Genomic DNA, 14,396 nt, shown 5'->3' with positions numbered 1-14,396 from the left:
AGCGTTATCCCTTAGAGCACCTGGCTCAGGAACTGGCGCAGGCGCGGGGAGGGGGGATTGTCGAAGAAATCCGCCGGCTTCTCGTCCACCAGCAGCTCGCCGCTCTCCATGAACAGCACCCGATCCGCCACTTCCCGGGCAAAGCCCATCTCGTGGGTGACCACCACCATGGTCATCCCCTCGCGGGCCAGCCCCTTCATCACGTCCAGCACCTCGCCCACCATCTCGGGGTCGAGTGCGCTGGTGGGCTCGTCAAACAGCATGATGCGCGGCTGCATGGCGAGTGCCCGGGCGATGGCCACCCGCTGCTGCTGGCCGCCGGAGAGCTGGGAGGGGTAGCTCTGGGCCTTGTTGGAGAGCCCCACCTTGAGCAGCAGGGCCTTGGCTCTGTCCTCGGCATCCTTGCGCGACAGCCCGCGCACCTTTTGCGGCGCGAGGCAGATGTTGTCCAGCACGCTCAGATGGGGGAAGAGGTTGAAGGACTGGAACACCATGCCCACCTCTTCTCGCAGCTTGTTGACGTCGCCAGGCTCGGTCAGGCTGATGCCATCCACCACGATCTGGCCGTCGTTGATAGTCTCCAGCTGGTTGAGGGTGCGCAGGAAGGTGGATTTGCCCGAGCCACTGGGGCCCACGATCACCACCACTTCCCCTTCGGCCACCTGGGTGCTGACGTTCTTGAGGGCGTGCACCTCGCTGCCGTAGAACTTCTCCACTGAGCTTGCCTTGATAATCGGATCAGTTGCTGCGCGCATATTTCACCTCCAGACGGCGTACAAGGAAGGAGAGAGTGCCGGTCAGCACCAGATAGAGCAGGGCCACGGTGAACCACACCTCGAACGGGCTGAAGGTGGAGCTCACCACCTCGCGCCCCGCCTTGGTGAGATCGGTGATGGAGATGACCGAGACCAGGGAGGAGTCCTTGATAAGGTTGATGAACTGGCCCGCCAGCGGCGGCAATACCCGCTTGAAGGCCTGCGGCAGGATGACGTAGCGCATGGTCTGGGCCGAGGTCATGCCAAGGCTGCGACCCGCCTCCATCTGCCCCTTGTGGATGGAGCTGATGCCGGCCCGGACGATTTCCGCTACGTAGGCGCCGGTGAAGACCGCCAGTGCCGCCACCCCGGCGGTAAATCGGTCGAGGTTCAGCACTGTGCCGATGAAGAAGTAGACGATGAAGATCTGCACCAGCAGCGGGGTGCCGCGGATCAGCTCCACATAGGTGACCGCTAGGTTGCGCAAGGCCGGATTGGGGGAGAGCCGGGCCAGCCCCGCCAGGGTGCCGAGCAGGATGGCAAAGATGCCCGCCACCAGCGAGAGCTTGATGGTCATCCAGACGCCCCAGGCGATGGGGCCGGCGGTCCAGCTCAGCTGGGTGTCAAGGGTGTCGCCGCGAAAGACGGTATCCCCTTGCGCCACCTGACCACCGCTGGCGGCGATGGGTTGGCGCTGGTTGGGATCGAGATCGTTTTGCAGGAACAGCTTGCCCTTGTCGGCCGCGGTGGTGCCGGCAACCACGGTGCCGTCGAACTCGGCGTAATTTTTCTGCTCCGCCTGATAGGCGATGTATTGGGGGATCCGTTCCCAGCGCCAGGTGTAATCCACCGATTGCACGGCCTTGTAGATGCCGAACAGGGCGGCCAGCACGATCAGCAGGAAGACGCCGTGCCAGAGCAGTTGATTGGGTTGTTTTTCCATCTGTCTTGTTGGGTTGTGCACTGTCGCAACCTCGTTGTAGTTATTGTGTGGGGATCTGCGTGAAGGGGCGGCGGGCCGCCCCTTGCGAGGTTACTTGAGCTGATCAAGCCAGGCGGTGGATTCGAACCACTTCTTGTAGAGGCGGTCGTAGCTGCCGTCGCCCTTGATCTGGCGCAGGTAGTTGTTGAACCAGTTGAGGGTGTCCTGATCCCCCTTGCGGATGGCCCAGGCCAGCGGCTCGAAGGTGAACGGCTTGTCCAGATGCACCACGGCGCCCTTGTTCTGGGAGGCGAAGATGGCGTTGTAGGGCAGGTCGTAGACGAAGGCGTCTACCTTGCCGTTGATCACTTCCAGCTTGGCGTCATCCTGGGTTTCAAACTGCAGCAGGGTGGCTTTCGGGATCAGGCGTTTGACCGCCTGCTCGCCGGTGGTGCCGAGCTTGACCGCGATCTTGTACTTGGGGTCATTGAGGTCGGTGAAGGATTTGATCTCGCCGGCCTTGTCCTTGCGCACGACTATGGTCTGCCCGACCACGATGTAGGGGTCGGCAAAGTTGACGCGCAGGTTGCGCTGGGGGGTGACGGTCATGCCGCCCATGATGACGTCGAACTTGTCGGTCAAGAGCGCCGGGATGATGCCATCCCAGGCGGTGTTGACGAACTCCACCTTGACGCCCATCTCCTTGGCGACCAGCTTGGCCAGATCCACGTCAAAGCCGATGTACTGGCCCTGCTTGTTGGTCATCTCGAAGGGTTGATAGCCGGCGTCGAAACCGACCCGCAGCACGCCGCGCTCCAGCACGGCATCCAGGGTGGAACTGGGGGCCGCGTTGGCCAGCCCGCACAGCAGCAGGGTAGAGAGAATGAGTTTTTTGATCATAAGTGACGTCTCTGTCAAAAGTGTGTTCAGCCTTGAACCTGATCCCGTGCGACTCCGTGGCACAAGAGACTGCTGCATCCGGCAACAGGGCAAGACAGGATTATTGTCTTGATCGAGGCGAAAGCCCCATATGGGATTCTATTCGCCGCCAGCTGAGTGAAAAATGTACCAAATGCCGATTGTGCCAGATGACTCAATAGGTTAGTGGCGCATTTTCCCCGTGGCGACACTCATAAAATCACACGAAAACAACATATCTATCTAATGGGGCGGGTTCAAGCCCAAAATGTATTCAGCACATTTTGTTACAAGGAGACCCGCCGTCAGCGGTGCCAATTGCTGCTCAGCCGGCTGGCGAGCGCCAACAATCAGCTTCATATGAGTGGTAAAGGAGATAGGCAAAGAGGTGTGGGTGGCAGGCGCAGACCGGCTGCGCCGCGATCAAATCAAGAGACGGGTCTGCCGGCCGGAGTGAGTCAGGCCGCCTCGCGAGGGCGGGGGGCCTGCGCCTTGAGGAAGGGGAGCAGCAACAGGGCGGAGACGCCGGCCGCCACCGAGATGACCACGAAGAAGCCCTGCCAGTGCCAGATCTCCATCACCTTGGCCAGCGGATAGCCAGAGAGCGCCGCCCCCATGTAGGCGAACAGGCCGACGAAGCCGGTGGCGGCCCCCGCAGAGTTCTTGTGGGAGCACTCCGCCGCCGCCATGCCGATCAGCATCTGGGGGCCGAACACGAAGAAGCCGATGGTGAAGAAGCAGGCCGCCTGCATCACGTAGCTGAAGAAGGGCATCAGCCAGAGCGACCCCACCGAGAGCAATATCCCCACCGCGAAGATGAGGTTCATGGGCCCGCGGTTGCCGTTGAACAGCTTGTCCGATCCCCAGCCCGCCACCAGGGCACCGATAAAGCCCCCCACCTCGAACATGGAGATGGCCGAGTTGGCACTCATCAGATTGAAGCCGCGCTGCTCGGTCATGTAGAGGTTGCCCCAGTCGTTGATGGCGGTGCGCACCACGTAGACCAGCACGTAGCAGCAGGCCAGCAGCCAGATATAGGGGTTGCCGAGCACGTATTTGCGCAGGATCTGGCGATGGGAGAGCCCCGCATCCTGAGTCTGCTGGGCCAGCTCCAGCGCATCGCTGCGCCACTCGCCCACCGTGGGCAGCCCCATGGCGCTCGGGGTATCCCGCAGCCGCCAGCAGAGAAACAGCCCGGCAAGGATGGCGATAAGACCGGGTACTATCATGCCGTAGCGCCAGCCGTGCTGCAGGGCGAGGGTGCTGACGATGAGGGGGATGAGTGCGCCGCCCACGTTGTGGGCCGTGTTCCAGGCCGACCACCAGAAGCCGCGCTCGCTGCGCGAGTACCAGCTGGTGAGCAGCTTGGAGCAAGGTGGCCAGCCCCAGCCCTGGAAGAAGGCGTTGGCCACCCAGAGGGCGGCAAACAGCCACAGCGACGACGAGAGCCCGAACAGGATATTGATGACCCCGGTCGCCATCAGGCCGAGGCCCATGAAGTAGCGCGGATTGGCGCGGTCGCTGATGATGCCGGAGAAGAACTTGGAGCAGCCGTAGGTGATGTAGAACAGGGTCCACAGCATTCCGATGTCGGCCTTGGCCAGCATGCCGCTGGCCAGCATGTCCGGCATGGCGAAGTTGAAGCTCTTGCGGGTGAAGTAGAAGACCGCGTAGCCCTGGTACATGGTCAGCAGTATGTGCAGTCGCCAGTGGCGATAACAGGCGTCGATCTCGGCCTGATCGCGGAGGAGGGGCTGGGGCGGCGTACTGCGCATAAAGCTCAGCATGGAAGCGCTCCCGGCCGGAGAGTGGGCTTATGCATGGTTCTCCTCCCGTTTGCGATCGGGCAGGGTCACGGTCAGCTGGGTGCCGTGTACGCAGGAGAGCTGCAGCGAGCCCCCCAGCGCCTGCACCCGCTCGCGAATGCCGAGCAGGCCGTAGCCCTGGGGGGGGCGGTGCTCGGGCAGGCCGCAGCCATCGTCTTCCAGCAGCAGGGTCAATCGCTCGCCCTGACGCTGGGCCCGGATGGTGACCGAGCTGGCGTTGGCGTGTTTGACCACGTTGTTGAGCCCCTCCTGACAGACCCGAAACAGGGTGACCCGCTGGGCATCGGAGAGCCCGGCGTCCGCCAGCTGCCACTCCAGCCGGGTGACGATACCGCGGCGCTCCAGCTCCAGCTCGCGCAGCAGGGCGCGCACCGCCTGCTCCAGGCTCATGTCGTCGAGCTGGCGGGGACGCAGCCGGCCGAGCAGGCCGCGCACCGCGTCGTAGATGCCAAGCGACAGGGTCTCGATAAGGGCGCTGCTCTGGCCCACCCCGGCGTTGTCAGGCGCCAACCGGCGTACGATGCCGGCCTGGGTGCGGATGGCGGTGATGGTCTGGCCGATGTCATCGTGCAGCTCGCGCGCCACCTCCTTGCGGATGCTCTCTTCGCTCTCCAGCAGCCGCTCGGTGAGCTGGCGGTTGTGGGCGAGCTGGCGGGTCAGCGCCTGGTTGAGTTCGCGCTGGCGCTGGATGCCGGCGCCGAGCAGCAGGCCGGTGAGGCTCTGGGCCAGCAGGGAGAGCAGCAGATCGAGGGGGTGATCGTGCCAGGCCTGACCGGCCATCAGCGCCACCGTGTTCATCAGGGTGGCGAGGAGGGCCCCTTGCCAGCCGTAGCGCCAGGCCATGGCCATGATGGGAATGGCCAGGCAAAACGGGGTGAAGCGCACCAGCGAGGCCGGCAGGCCGAGCTGCAGCCAGAGGCTCAGCACGAACAGCAGCAGATACCAAACCAGGTGACGAAAGCGCCAGTCCACCGGCTGATCCACCAGCGCAGGACCGAGCGGCACCCAGGTGGCGCGGGTGAGGTAGTGCCAGATCAGCATGCAGGTGGAGGTGAGGGTCAGCCCGCCGGTGAGGGTGAGCAGCAGGGCGGTGAGGCCATCCTCGCCGGCCAGGTGCCAGAGCAGCGACTGCAGCCCGGCCGCCACCGTGACGGTGGCCAGCAGCACCAGCAGCTGCTGCCAGTCGTTGCGCACCGGCTGGCGGCGGGCGATGAGCAGCGGCAGCAGGGTGAGCAGGCTGCCCGCCTGAATGAGCGGCCACAGCGGCAGTCCCACCTCCTGGTTGAGCCAGTAGAGCAGCAGGGATTCGCACAGCAGCAGCGGCGGCCAGTAGGCGAGCGGGCTTTGCAAGAGTAGCCCAAGACGCAGGCCGAAGGGGAACAGCAGGGCCGCCAGCATGGGGGAGCCCGCCAGGTGCAGGCCTATGCTCCAGAGGCAAAACCAGCCGGCGGCAAAGATGAAGCAGGCCGCCAGCGAGATGGCGACATAGCTGGCCAGACGAGCGATCACCAGCTGTCCAGCATGCGGTGGGCCAGCTCCACGTTGTTGCTGACCTTGAGTTTGTCCATCAGGTTGGCGCGGTGCACGTGCACCGTCTTGGGGGAGAGGCCGAGCTGCTCGGCGATGGCCTTCACCTCCAGCCCTCGCGCCAGCAGCTGGGCCACCTCCCGCTCCCGATTGGTGAGGGGATCCTGGCTGTTGCAGGCGAGCTTTTGGGCGATGTCAGGGGTGAGGTAACAGCCGCCGTGGGCGGCGGTGCGCACCGCGGCGATCAGCTCGTCCGGGCTGCAGCGCTTGGAGAGAAATCCCTTGGCGCCGGCCTGCAGGGCCTGCTCGATGAGGGCCGGGCTGTCGTGCACCGAGAGCATCACCACGGCCAGCCCCGAGGGGAGGCGCTTGAGCAGATCCAGCCCGGATTGATCCGGCATGGAGATGTCGCACACGCACAGCTGCACCCCGCTGCCGGGCAGTCCCGCCAGCGCTTCGGCGGCGGAGCCGAATTCGGCCACCACCCGCAGGTCGGGTTCGAGATTGAGCAGTTGGGCAAAACCGGAGCGGACGATCTGGTGATCGTCGATGAGGGCAATCTTAATCATGATGTCAGCCTGAAATCTGCGGCCAGGGTGCTGGCGCGGCCAACAAGATACCTGCCCCCTCGTCCCGGCTCAAGTGAAAGCGGGGTCGGAAGGCAGGATTGGCGCCACTTCTGTGGCAAAGCTTGATCGGGATCAGCTGCAGGGGCACGCCCGGCGCCGTCATGCAGGCCGGCGCGTGCCCTGGGGGTTAGCGGTGCAGCTCGCCGGCACGCTCCGGCTGATAGACCACCTCCAGGATCTCCACCTGGATGGTGCGACCGGCCGGGCCCGGCCAGGCGATGCTGTCACCCACCTTGAGCCCGAGCAGGGCACTGCCGACCGGCGCCAGCACGGAGATCTTCGACTCGTCCCCCTGCACGTCCCGCGGGTAGACCAGGGTCAGGCAGAATTCGTTGCCGCTGCTCTGCATCTTGAAGCGCACCGTACTGTTCATGGTCACCACGTCCGGCGGCATGTCGGCCGGTTCGCGGATCTCGGCGCGGTCCAGCTCCTCCTGCAGGGCCAGGTGCTGGGGGTGGTTGCCGAGCAGTTGCTCGATGCGGTCGAGATCCAGGCTGGAAATCACGAGATGTGGCTGTTTCATAAGATATTCCTTATCAATGGGTCAGATGGCCAAGATGACGGACAAGCTGGCCGAAAAAAGAGAGTGCGATACGAAAAAACAGATCGGGAATGCGATGCCCCCAACGACTCGCTGTCAGGGGCGAGGGCGGGGGCTCAACGGGGTGTGAGCTGACTTGACAAAATCATGAGCGCTTTCATGGGGATACCATAACCATTCTGAACTGCTTTGGCAATTCTCCTGACAAGCTTGTCAGGGCGCCTGGTAATCGTACTGCTTGATGATGCGCGCCAGGCTGCCGTCGTCGCGCATGGCGGTGATGGTCTGGTACCAGCGGGTTGCCTCGGCGGTTGGAAAATGGGGGCTGGCAGCCAGGTACAGGGGAGACTGTTGCAGGGTTTCGCCGCGCACCAGATCCGCCACCGGCAGGCCGGCCTGCTGCTGGTTGTAGCGGGCGCTGTTCCAGGCCACCGCCCAGCCCTGGATGCGGCCCAGTGCCAGCTTGTCGGCGTTGTGGATCTCCTCGGCCACCAGTGCCTGTTTCACCTGCGGATAGGGTCGCAGCAGGCTCTGGCCAAAGGAGCCGCGCATTACGCCGACGGTGAGGCCGGGCAGGGCGTTGATGGTGAGGGGGGTCGGGTGGTACTGGCGATGGCTGACCAGCACGAAGGCCTCGTCCATCAGGGGGACAATCCAGAGAAACTGAGGGGCGCGCTGGGGGCTGCGCACCGGCGGCACCAGCAAGACATTCCGGCGATAGCGGGCCTGGCTGAGGGCGCGGGCCAGCGGCATCAGTTCGATGGTCAGCGGCTCCTTGAGCCGGCGGGCGGCCTCTTCCAGCACTTCGATGACCATGCCGCTCGGGGCCCCCTGATTGGAGCGGATCACATAAGGCGGGATCTCGGCGGCGATGACCACCACGGCCCGGGCCGGCAGGGCGGAAAAAAGCAGGGAGCAAAACAGCAGCAGGAGAGCGGAAATTCGCATGGCAGACCTGATCCGGGATGAGTACACAGAGTGTACCACCCCGTCGGCACAAGTCAGCCCACCCTGTTCGGGGTGTCGCGTCAGTCGAAGAAATCTCGCAGATCCAGAGTCTGGTAGCCCTCCAGTTGCTGCCAGGGCAGAGCTTTGGGCAGGGATTTGAGGGTCACCTCCATCCGGTAGCTGCGATAGCCGTCGAGGCTGGCCGACTCCACCACCAGCGGCAACTGCCAGCGGCTCGACCAGAGGATGCGGGTGCGCTGCTTGCCCTCGCGCTTCTCATACCAGCGGGCCTGCTCGGGGGCCGGCTCGTCGAGGGGGGTCATCTCCTGCAGCAGGGCCGGATTGATGAGGTGGCGGATCCTGGGCCAGTCGGGCTTGAAGGCCACCTGGCCATACTCCTCCTCCGGTACCTCCACCAGCTGGTTGTGCCAGTTGTCGGCGTAGCGCAGTTGCAACTCATCCTGCTGGTTGTGGGTCACCCAGCGCGCTGCCATCTGGTGGGTAAAGTGCTTGTGGCCCGGGGTGGCATCGTGGGCGGCGTGGTAGGCACGGGCCAGGGGGAGGGGAATGAGCCGCTGGCTCCACACCTGGTCGCCGACCCGCAACCACTTCTCCTGCCACTGGCTCTCCTTGCTGATGCCGTCGCTGCTGGTCACCCTGTCCTGATAGTGGATGCGGGCGGCCAGATCGGGGACCTCCTCGGCCAGGAGGGGAAAAGAGAGGCTGCTGGTGAGCAGCCACAAGGGTAATAAGTATCGCATCATACCGTCTCGCTCGAGCGAGCAGGGCCCGGCACCTTGCCGGGCCCTGCCGTTTACAGACCGAGCGCCTCCTTGAGCTTGCCGAACACCTTGGTGTTGTCGAGGGTGCCCTTGAAGCGGCTGCTGCCGGCGCCGTCGGCAAACAGCATCACATCGCCGCCGCCGTGGGTCTCGGAGCCCAGCTTGACCCCGGTCTCTTGCAGGTAGTCGTCCGCCATCACCTGATCGCTGGTGAGGGTGGGGCGCACGTCGGCGCGGTTGGGGCCGTTGCCGAACACCAGGGTGGTGAAGGGTTTGCCATCCACGTCGTTCTGGGTCGAGCCGTCGCCGTTTTTCACCAGATCCAGCACCTTGTTGCCCTTGGCGGAGTAGCCGTTGATGGTCATGGTGTGGTCATGGTCGGCGGTGACCACGATCAGGGTATCTTTCAAGTCCACCTTGCCGAGCGCCGTCTTGACCGCCTCGTCGAGCGCCACCGCGTCGGTGAGCGAGCGCTTGGCATTGGTGCCGTGCAGGGCGTGATCGATGCGACCCCCTTCCACCATCAGGAAGTAACCCTGACTGTTCTGGCTGAGCAGATCGATTGCCTTGGCAGTCATCTCCGAGAGGGAGGGCTGGGTGCTTGCCGCCCCCTTGGCGACCCGGTCCAGCTCGTAGTCGAGGTGGGACTTGGCGCTGAACAGTCCAAGCACCTTGCCCGAGTTGACCCCAGAGAGCTCCTCTTTGGTGGTGACATAGTGGTAGCCCTGGGCAGTCAGCTCGGCGGTGAGATCCCGCCCGTCGGCGCGGCCACCCTTGTTGCTGGTGCTGTTGTAGGGCGTCCAGTGGTTGGCGCCGCCCCCCATCAGCACGTCGACCCCGTCACCCAGCGCGGTGTTGAAGCCGGCGCCGCCCGGTACCGCCTGCTCGGCGATGGCGTAGGCGGCATCCCGATGGCAGATGTGGGAATAGGTGGCGGCCGGGGTGGCATGGGTCAGCTCCGTGGTGGTGACGGCCCCCACCGACTTGCCGGCTGCCTTGGCCAGCTCGAGAATGGTGGGCACCGGCTTGCCGTTGTCGCTGGTGCAGTTGTTGATGCCCTTGTTGCCGTTGACGTCCTTGCCGGGCGCGACGGCCTTGGTGTCGCTGCTCATGGCGATCACCTCGTTGTTCATCTTGACCCCGGTGGTGTAGGCCGCCATGGAGGGGGCCGAGTCGGTGGTCTGGGCATCGTTGGAGAAGGTCTTGATGCGGGCGCTGCGGGCCAGCTTCATTATCTCCAGATTGCCCTCTTCCCCCACCTTGTAGAGGCGGGTGGCGGTGAGCACGGTGGGGCCCATGCCGTCACCGATAAACAGGATGACGTTCTTGGCGTCGCTGGCCTGTGCCTGGGCCGCGCCGCCGAGGGCGGCCAGCAGGGCCGTGCTGATCAGGGTTTTATGCAGTTTTTGTTTCATGACGCTTTTCATGGGAATGCTCCTTACAGCCCGGCCGCAGCCTTGACCTTGCCGAACACGGCGGTGTTGTCGAGTGAGCCGTGGAAGCTCTCCGCTCCCTGGCCGATGGCGCCGAGGAAGACGTCGGTGCCGCCGTGGGTCTCGTTGCCTATCTCGCCTACCTTGACCACCACCTCCTGGTGATAGTCATTGGCGGAGACGGTGGCGTCGTCCAGCGGCGCCACACTGCTGCGCGGACCATCCACCCGGTTATAGCCGTTGCCAAAGCCGATGATGGTGTAGGGCATGCCGTCGGCATCCTTGCTCGGCTCACCGGTTTCATAGTTCTTCACCAGCCCGAGCACGCCCGGATTGTCGGCGGTGGTCTTGCCGGTCCGCTTGGCGTAGCCGTTCAGCACCAGCGTGTGGTCATGGTCGGCGGTGACCACGATCAGGGTGTTTTTCAGCTCGGGATCGGTTTTCTTCACCTCGTCGATGGTCGCCTTGATGGCGTTGTCGAAGGCGAGGGTGTCCTGCAGGGCACGCTTGGCGTTGGTGTCGTGCAGGGCATGGTCGATGCGACCCCCTTCCACCATCAGGAAGTAGCCCTGTTTCTTGTCCTTGAGCTGCTTGATGGCGGCCAGGGTCATCTGGGTCAGGGAGGGCTCGCTGGCGGGTCGGTCCAGGTCATATTTCATGTGGCTTGAGCCAAACAGCCCCAGCAGCGGCTTGCTCGCATCGGCCTGGTTCAGCTCGTCCAGGGTTGCGGCAAACTGGTAGCCCTTGGCCTTCATCTCGTCGATGAGGTTGCGGCCATCCTCGCGCTTGCCCTTGTCGGCCAAGGGCCGGAAGAAGCTGCTGCCGCCGCCGAGTACCACGTCCACTCCCTCTTTGAGGGCGCTGTTGTAACCGGCGCCGCCGGGTACCAGCTGGGCGGCGATGTCCGCTTCCAGATCCCGGTTGCAGAGGTGGGCGTAGGTGGCGGCCGGGGTGGCGTGGGTCACCCGGGTGGTGGTAACCACGCCGGTGCCGCGACCGGCGGCCTTGGCCAGCTCCAGCAAGGTGGTGACCGGCTTGCCGGCGCTCTTGCTGCAGTCGTTCTCCTGGGTGGCATCGCCGTCCATGCTGATGACACCGTTGTTGCTCTTGACCCCGGTCATGTAGGCGGACATGGAGGGGGCCGAGTCGGTCACCTGAGAGTCGTGGGAGAAGGTCTTGATGAAGGCCGTCTCCGGCAGGGTATCGATGGTGAGGCTGCCCTCTTCACCGACGCCGTAGATGCGGGCGGCGGTCAGGGTGTTGAGACCCATGCCGTCGCCGAGGAAGAAGATCACGTTCTTGGCACCGGGCTCGGGCGTACTGCTGTCGTTGTTGGAGTTGCAGCCGGCGGCCAGGGCGGCGCCGATCATCAATGCAAGTCCTGCCATCTTTCTCATTGGGGTTCGCTCCTTGTAAAACCTGAGCGCAGCCTAGAGGTCGCAGATGACACTTTTAGTGAAACTGGATGACAATCCGGTGAAGGTGTTGCGTGAATGTTATGTTGTATCAATCACTTATCTATCAATAGCCGGGGCTGGCCAGATCGGCTGACGAGGGGAGGGGGCGGGCGAAAATCTGGCCGGTTTGCCGGCTGGCGGCTAGAATGGCCTGTCAAATCGGGGCGGGTGCAGGTAAAATGCGCCCCCTTGCGACGCCCTGCGTCCGCCATCGCCCGCCGCTCGCGCCACCGCAAGCCCGCGCCCGCAGTCCCTAGATGAGAGTAACGGATATGTCCATCAACTGGTTCCCCGGCCACATGCACAAGGCCCGCAAAGAGATTGCCGAGGTCATGCCCCAGGTCGATGTCATCATAGAGATGCTCGACGCCCGCATTCCCTTCTCCAGCGAAAACCCGCTGGTGCCCGAGCTGCGCGGCGATACTCCGGTGATCAAGGTGCTCAACAAGGCGGATCTCGCCGACCCCGAGATCACTGCGCTGTGGGTGGCCCACATGGAACAGGAGAAGGGGATCAAGGCGCTGCCCCTGACCCAGCAGGAGCCGGAGAAGATCAAGCAGCTGCTGACCCTCTGCCACGAGATGCTGCCGGAGCGCAATCTGGAGCTGCGCGGCGTGCGCGCCATGATCATGGGCATTCCCAACGTGGGCAAATCCACCCTGATCAACACCCTGGCGGGGCGCATCATCGCCCGCACCGGCAACGAGGCGGGGGTAACCAAGTCCCAGCAGCGGATCAAGCTCGACAACAACGTCATCCTGACCGATACCCCGGGCTTCTTGTGGCCCAAACTCAACCCGCCCTCCTGCGGTTATCGGCTGGCCATCACGGCCGCCATCAAGGATACCGTCTATGACTATGCGGACATCGCCATGTTCGCCGCTGACTACTTCCTCAAGGCCTATCCGGAGCGGATCCAGGCGCGCTATCAGATTGACGTGCTGCCCGAGACCGAGATCGAACTGCTGGATCTGATTGCCCGTCAGCGCGGCTTCATGCGCAAGGGGGGGCTGTCGGATCTGCACAAGGCGTCCGAGATCCTGGTCAACGAGTTCCGCTCTGGCCTGCTGGGCCGCATCTCGCTGGAGACCCCGCAGATGGTGAGCAGCGAAATCGTGGAAGCCGATGCCGAGGCCGAACAGAAGGCCAAGGAGAAGGCGGAGCGGGAAGAGGAGCGCCAGGCGCGGGCCCGCCGCAAGTACGCCAAGAAGCGTCAGCGCTGACCGGCTTTTTGCTAGGTATAAAGAAGAGGCGACCCGGGGTCGCCTCTTCTCGTGATGGCCCCCAGGATTGAGAAGAGGCCGACAGGCAACCGGCATCTGCCCGTCATCATGGCCAAAGAGTCCGTGAATCAAGGGGATAAGCCAGGCGCCGAACGGTGCCGTGCTGCACCGCACCAGCAGCATTCGATAAAACCTTGCGATCCTGCTTTCAGTGCCGATTGACAATGGCATTGGCGGTGGCATGATGCGCTCGCATTTTTGACTCTCTCACGGTTTTACCCATGACCATATACACCCGGCCAGTGCTGTTATTGCTCTGTGGCCTGTTGCTGCTGACCCTCTCCATCGCGGTGCTCAATACCCTGGTACCGCTCTGGCTTGCCCATGAACAGCTGCCGACCTGGCAGGTGGGCATGGTCGGCTCCTCCTATTTCAGCGGCAACCTGCTGGGCACCCTGCTGGCGGGCACCCTGATCAGGCGCTGCGGCTTCAACCGCAGCTATTACCTGGCCTCCGCCCTCTTTGCCGCCGGTTGTGTCGGGCTCGGTATCACCCTTGATTTCTGGAGCTGGCTCGGCTGGCGATTTATCGCCGGCATCGGCTGCGCCAGGGTGGTGGTGGAGAGCGCGCTGATGTGCAGCGGCAACGCGCACAATCGGGGCCGCCTGCTGGCCGCCTACATGATGGTCTACTACCTGGGCACAGTGCTCGGCCAGCTCTTGGTCAGCAAGTTGCCGACCGGCTTGATGGAGGTACTGCCCTGGGCGAGTGGGCTGATCCTGGCGGCTATCCTGCCGCTGTTGTTCACCCGCATCGTCAGTGAGCGTCGCGAAGCGCAGGGTTCAACCCGGGTCTGGCCCATGTTGCGGCTGCGTCAGGCACGGCTCGGGGTCGATGGCTGCATCATCTCCGGCATCGTGCTGGGCTCCCTCTACGGCCTGATGCCGCTCTACCTGAACCATCAGGGGGTGAGCGATGCCGGTATTGGTTACTGGATGGCGGTGATGGTGAGTGCCGGCATCCTGGGGCAGTGGCCGGTGGGCCGGCTGGCGGACAGGTTCGGCCGCCTGCCGGTGCTGCGGGCGCAGGTGCTGGTGGTGATCCTGGGGTGCGGGGCCATGCTCGGCGGTGTGGCGATGGGGCCGGCGCTGTTCATCCTGGGCGCCGCCGGTTTCACCCTCTATCCGGTGGCCATGGCGTGGGCTTGCGAGAAGGTCGAGCACCATCAGCTGGTGGCCATGAACCAGGCGCTGCTGCTGAGCTACACCATCGGCAGTCTGCTCGGCCCGGCCTATACCGCGCTCCTGATGCAGCACCTTTCGGACAACCTGCTGTTCATCATGATCGCCGGCGTGTCGTGCGTTTATCTGCTGATGTTGCTGCGCCCCATGGGGAAACACTCGACACCGGTGGCCCACGCCTGAACTGTGGTCGG

13 protein-coding genes are annotated in these 14,396 nt (G+C 64.0%); 2 read left to right on the top strand and 11 right to left on the bottom strand.

The genetic code is table 11. The annotated features are described in order from the left end of the window. Nucleotides 1-11 precede the first annotated feature (11 nt). The 11 genes from CAK78_RS04775 to CAK78_RS04725 all read right to left on the bottom strand — a co-directional run bounded on the left by CAK78_RS04775 (nt 12) and on the right by CAK78_RS04725 (nt 11,678). Nucleotides 12-755: an amino acid ABC transporter ATP-binding protein gene (locus tag CAK78_RS04775; protein WP_005302727.1), complete on the bottom strand. Its 744-nt coding sequence runs from the start codon at nt 753-755 to the stop codon at nt 12-14. Then, on the bottom strand, nt 739-1,698 hold the full coding sequence (locus CAK78_RS04770) for an amino acid ABC transporter permease (RefSeq protein ID WP_176452671.1): 960 nt from the start codon (nt 1,696-1,698) through the stop codon (nt 739-741). The genes CAK78_RS04775 and CAK78_RS04770 overlap by 17 nt, the downstream gene beginning before the upstream one ends. 90 nt (nt 1,699-1,788) lie before the next feature. After that, nucleotides 1,789-2,577, bottom strand: a complete 789-nt coding sequence (locus CAK78_RS04765; RefSeq protein ID WP_176452670.1) for a transporter substrate-binding domain-containing protein — start codon at nt 2,575-2,577, stop codon at nt 1,789-1,791. Nucleotides 2,578-3,053: 476 nt separating this feature from the next. After that, nucleotides 3,054-4,382, bottom strand: coding sequence for an MFS transporter (locus CAK78_RS04760; RefSeq protein ID WP_094696533.1), 1,329 nt, complete (start codon nt 4,380-4,382; stop codon nt 3,054-3,056). 27 nt (nt 4,383-4,409) lie between these two features. Then, a complete protein-coding gene (gene uhpB / locus CAK78_RS04755; protein ID WP_094696532.1) occupies nt 4,410-5,930 on the bottom strand; it encodes a signal transduction histidine-protein kinase/phosphatase UhpB in 1,521 nt (506 codons plus the stop codon). Continuing rightward, nucleotides 5,927-6,517 carry a transcriptional regulator UhpA gene (gene uhpA, locus CAK78_RS04750; RefSeq protein ID WP_005302722.1) on the bottom strand — a complete coding sequence of 197 codons (591 nt, stop codon included), beginning with the start codon at nt 6,515-6,517 and terminating at the stop codon, nt 5,927-5,929. Before uhpA ends, uhpB begins: the two co-directional genes overlap by 4 nt. Nucleotides 6,518-6,704: 187 nt before the next feature. Beyond that, the gene (gene rnk / locus CAK78_RS04745) at nt 6,705-7,100 is read right to left on the bottom strand and encodes a nucleoside diphosphate kinase regulator (RefSeq protein WP_005302721.1); all 396 of its coding nucleotides are present in this window, start codon (nt 7,098-7,100) and stop codon (nt 6,705-6,707) included. Between the two features lie 231 nt (nt 7,101-7,331). Continuing rightward, nucleotides 7,332-8,066 (bottom strand): substrate-binding periplasmic protein, encoded by a 735-nt coding sequence (locus tag CAK78_RS04740; protein WP_176452669.1) that lies wholly within the window; start codon nt 8,064-8,066, stop codon nt 7,332-7,334. Between the two features lie 80 nt (nt 8,067-8,146). Then, on the bottom strand, nt 8,147-8,830 hold the full coding sequence (locus CAK78_RS04735; RefSeq protein WP_094696530.1) for a hypothetical protein: 684 nt from the start codon (nt 8,828-8,830) through the stop codon (nt 8,147-8,149). 50 nt (nt 8,831-8,880) lie between these two features. Beyond that, a complete protein-coding gene (locus CAK78_RS04730) occupies nt 8,881-10,275 on the bottom strand; it encodes an alkaline phosphatase (protein WP_094696529.1) in 1,395 nt (464 codons plus the stop codon). An 11-nt stretch (nt 10,276-10,286) separates the two neighbouring features. Beyond that, the gene (locus CAK78_RS04725) at nt 10,287-11,678 is read right to left on the bottom strand and encodes an alkaline phosphatase (protein ID WP_094696528.1); all 1,392 of its coding nucleotides are present in this window, start codon (nt 11,676-11,678) and stop codon (nt 10,287-10,289) included. Nucleotides 11,679-12,010: 332 nt separating this feature from the next. On the opposite strand from CAK78_RS04725, the gene ylqF reads away from it, so the two are divergent. Then, a complete protein-coding gene (ylqF, locus tag CAK78_RS04720; RefSeq protein ID WP_042071942.1) occupies nt 12,011-12,961 on the top strand; it encodes a ribosome biogenesis GTPase YlqF in 951 nt (316 codons plus the stop codon). A gap of 281 nt (nt 12,962-13,242) precedes the next feature. Further along, the gene (locus CAK78_RS04715; RefSeq protein ID WP_094696527.1) at nt 13,243-14,385 is read left to right on the top strand and encodes an MFS transporter; all 1,143 of its coding nucleotides are present in this window, start codon (nt 13,243-13,245) and stop codon (nt 14,383-14,385) included. Nucleotides 14,386-14,396 lie beyond the last annotated feature (11 nt).

Origin of the sequence: Aeromonas sp. A35_P (assembly GCF_002259925.1) — a bacterium.
GTDB lineage: Bacteria > Pseudomonadota > Gammaproteobacteria > Enterobacterales > Aeromonadaceae > Aeromonas > Aeromonas dhakensis.
Note: the sequence above shows the minus strand (reverse complement) of the source record. Positions and strands in the feature narration are given on the sequence as shown.

What these genes read in the sequence shown, in the direction of transcription:
- CAK78_RS04735 (WP_094696530.1), bottom strand. Translation starts at nt 8,830, where the DNA reads ATGATGCGATACTTATTACCCTTGTGGCTGCTCACCAGCAGCCTCTCT.
- CAK78_RS04740 (WP_176452669.1), bottom strand. Translation starts at nt 8,066, where the DNA reads ATGCGAATTTCCGCTCTCCTGCTGCTGTTTTGCTCCCTGCTTTTTTCC.
- CAK78_RS04715 (WP_094696527.1), top strand. Translation starts at nt 13,243, where the DNA reads ATGACCATATACACCCGGCCAGTGCTGTTATTGCTCTGTGGCCTGTTG.
- ylqF (WP_042071942.1), top strand. Translation starts at nt 12,011, where the DNA reads ATGTCCATCAACTGGTTCCCCGGCCACATGCACAAGGCCCGCAAAGAG.
- CAK78_RS04765 (WP_176452670.1), bottom strand. Translation starts at nt 2,577, where the DNA reads ATGATCAAAAAACTCATTCTCTCTACCCTGCTGCTGTGCGGGCTGGCC.
- CAK78_RS04760 (WP_094696533.1), bottom strand. Translation starts at nt 4,382, where the DNA reads ATGCTGAGCTTTATGCGCAGTACGCCGCCCCAGCCCCTCCTCCGCGAT.
- uhpA (WP_005302722.1), bottom strand. Translation starts at nt 6,517, where the DNA reads ATGATTAAGATTGCCCTCATCGACGATCACCAGATCGTCCGCTCCGGT.
- CAK78_RS04725 (WP_094696528.1), bottom strand. Translation starts at nt 11,678, where the DNA reads ATGAGAAAGATGGCAGGACTTGCATTGATGATCGGCGCCGCCCTGGCC.
- CAK78_RS04770 (WP_176452671.1), bottom strand. Translation starts at nt 1,698, where the DNA reads ATGGAAAAACAACCCAATCAACTGCTCTGGCACGGCGTCTTCCTGCTG.
- rnk (WP_005302721.1), bottom strand. Translation starts at nt 7,100, where the DNA reads ATGAAACAGCCACATCTCGTGATTTCCAGCCTGGATCTCGACCGCATC.
- CAK78_RS04730 (WP_094696529.1), bottom strand. Translation starts at nt 10,275, where the DNA reads ATGAAAAGCGTCATGAAACAAAAACTGCATAAAACCCTGATCAGCACG.
- CAK78_RS04775 (WP_005302727.1), bottom strand. Translation starts at nt 755, where the DNA reads ATGCGCGCAGCAACTGATCCGATTATCAAGGCAAGCTCAGTGGAGAAG.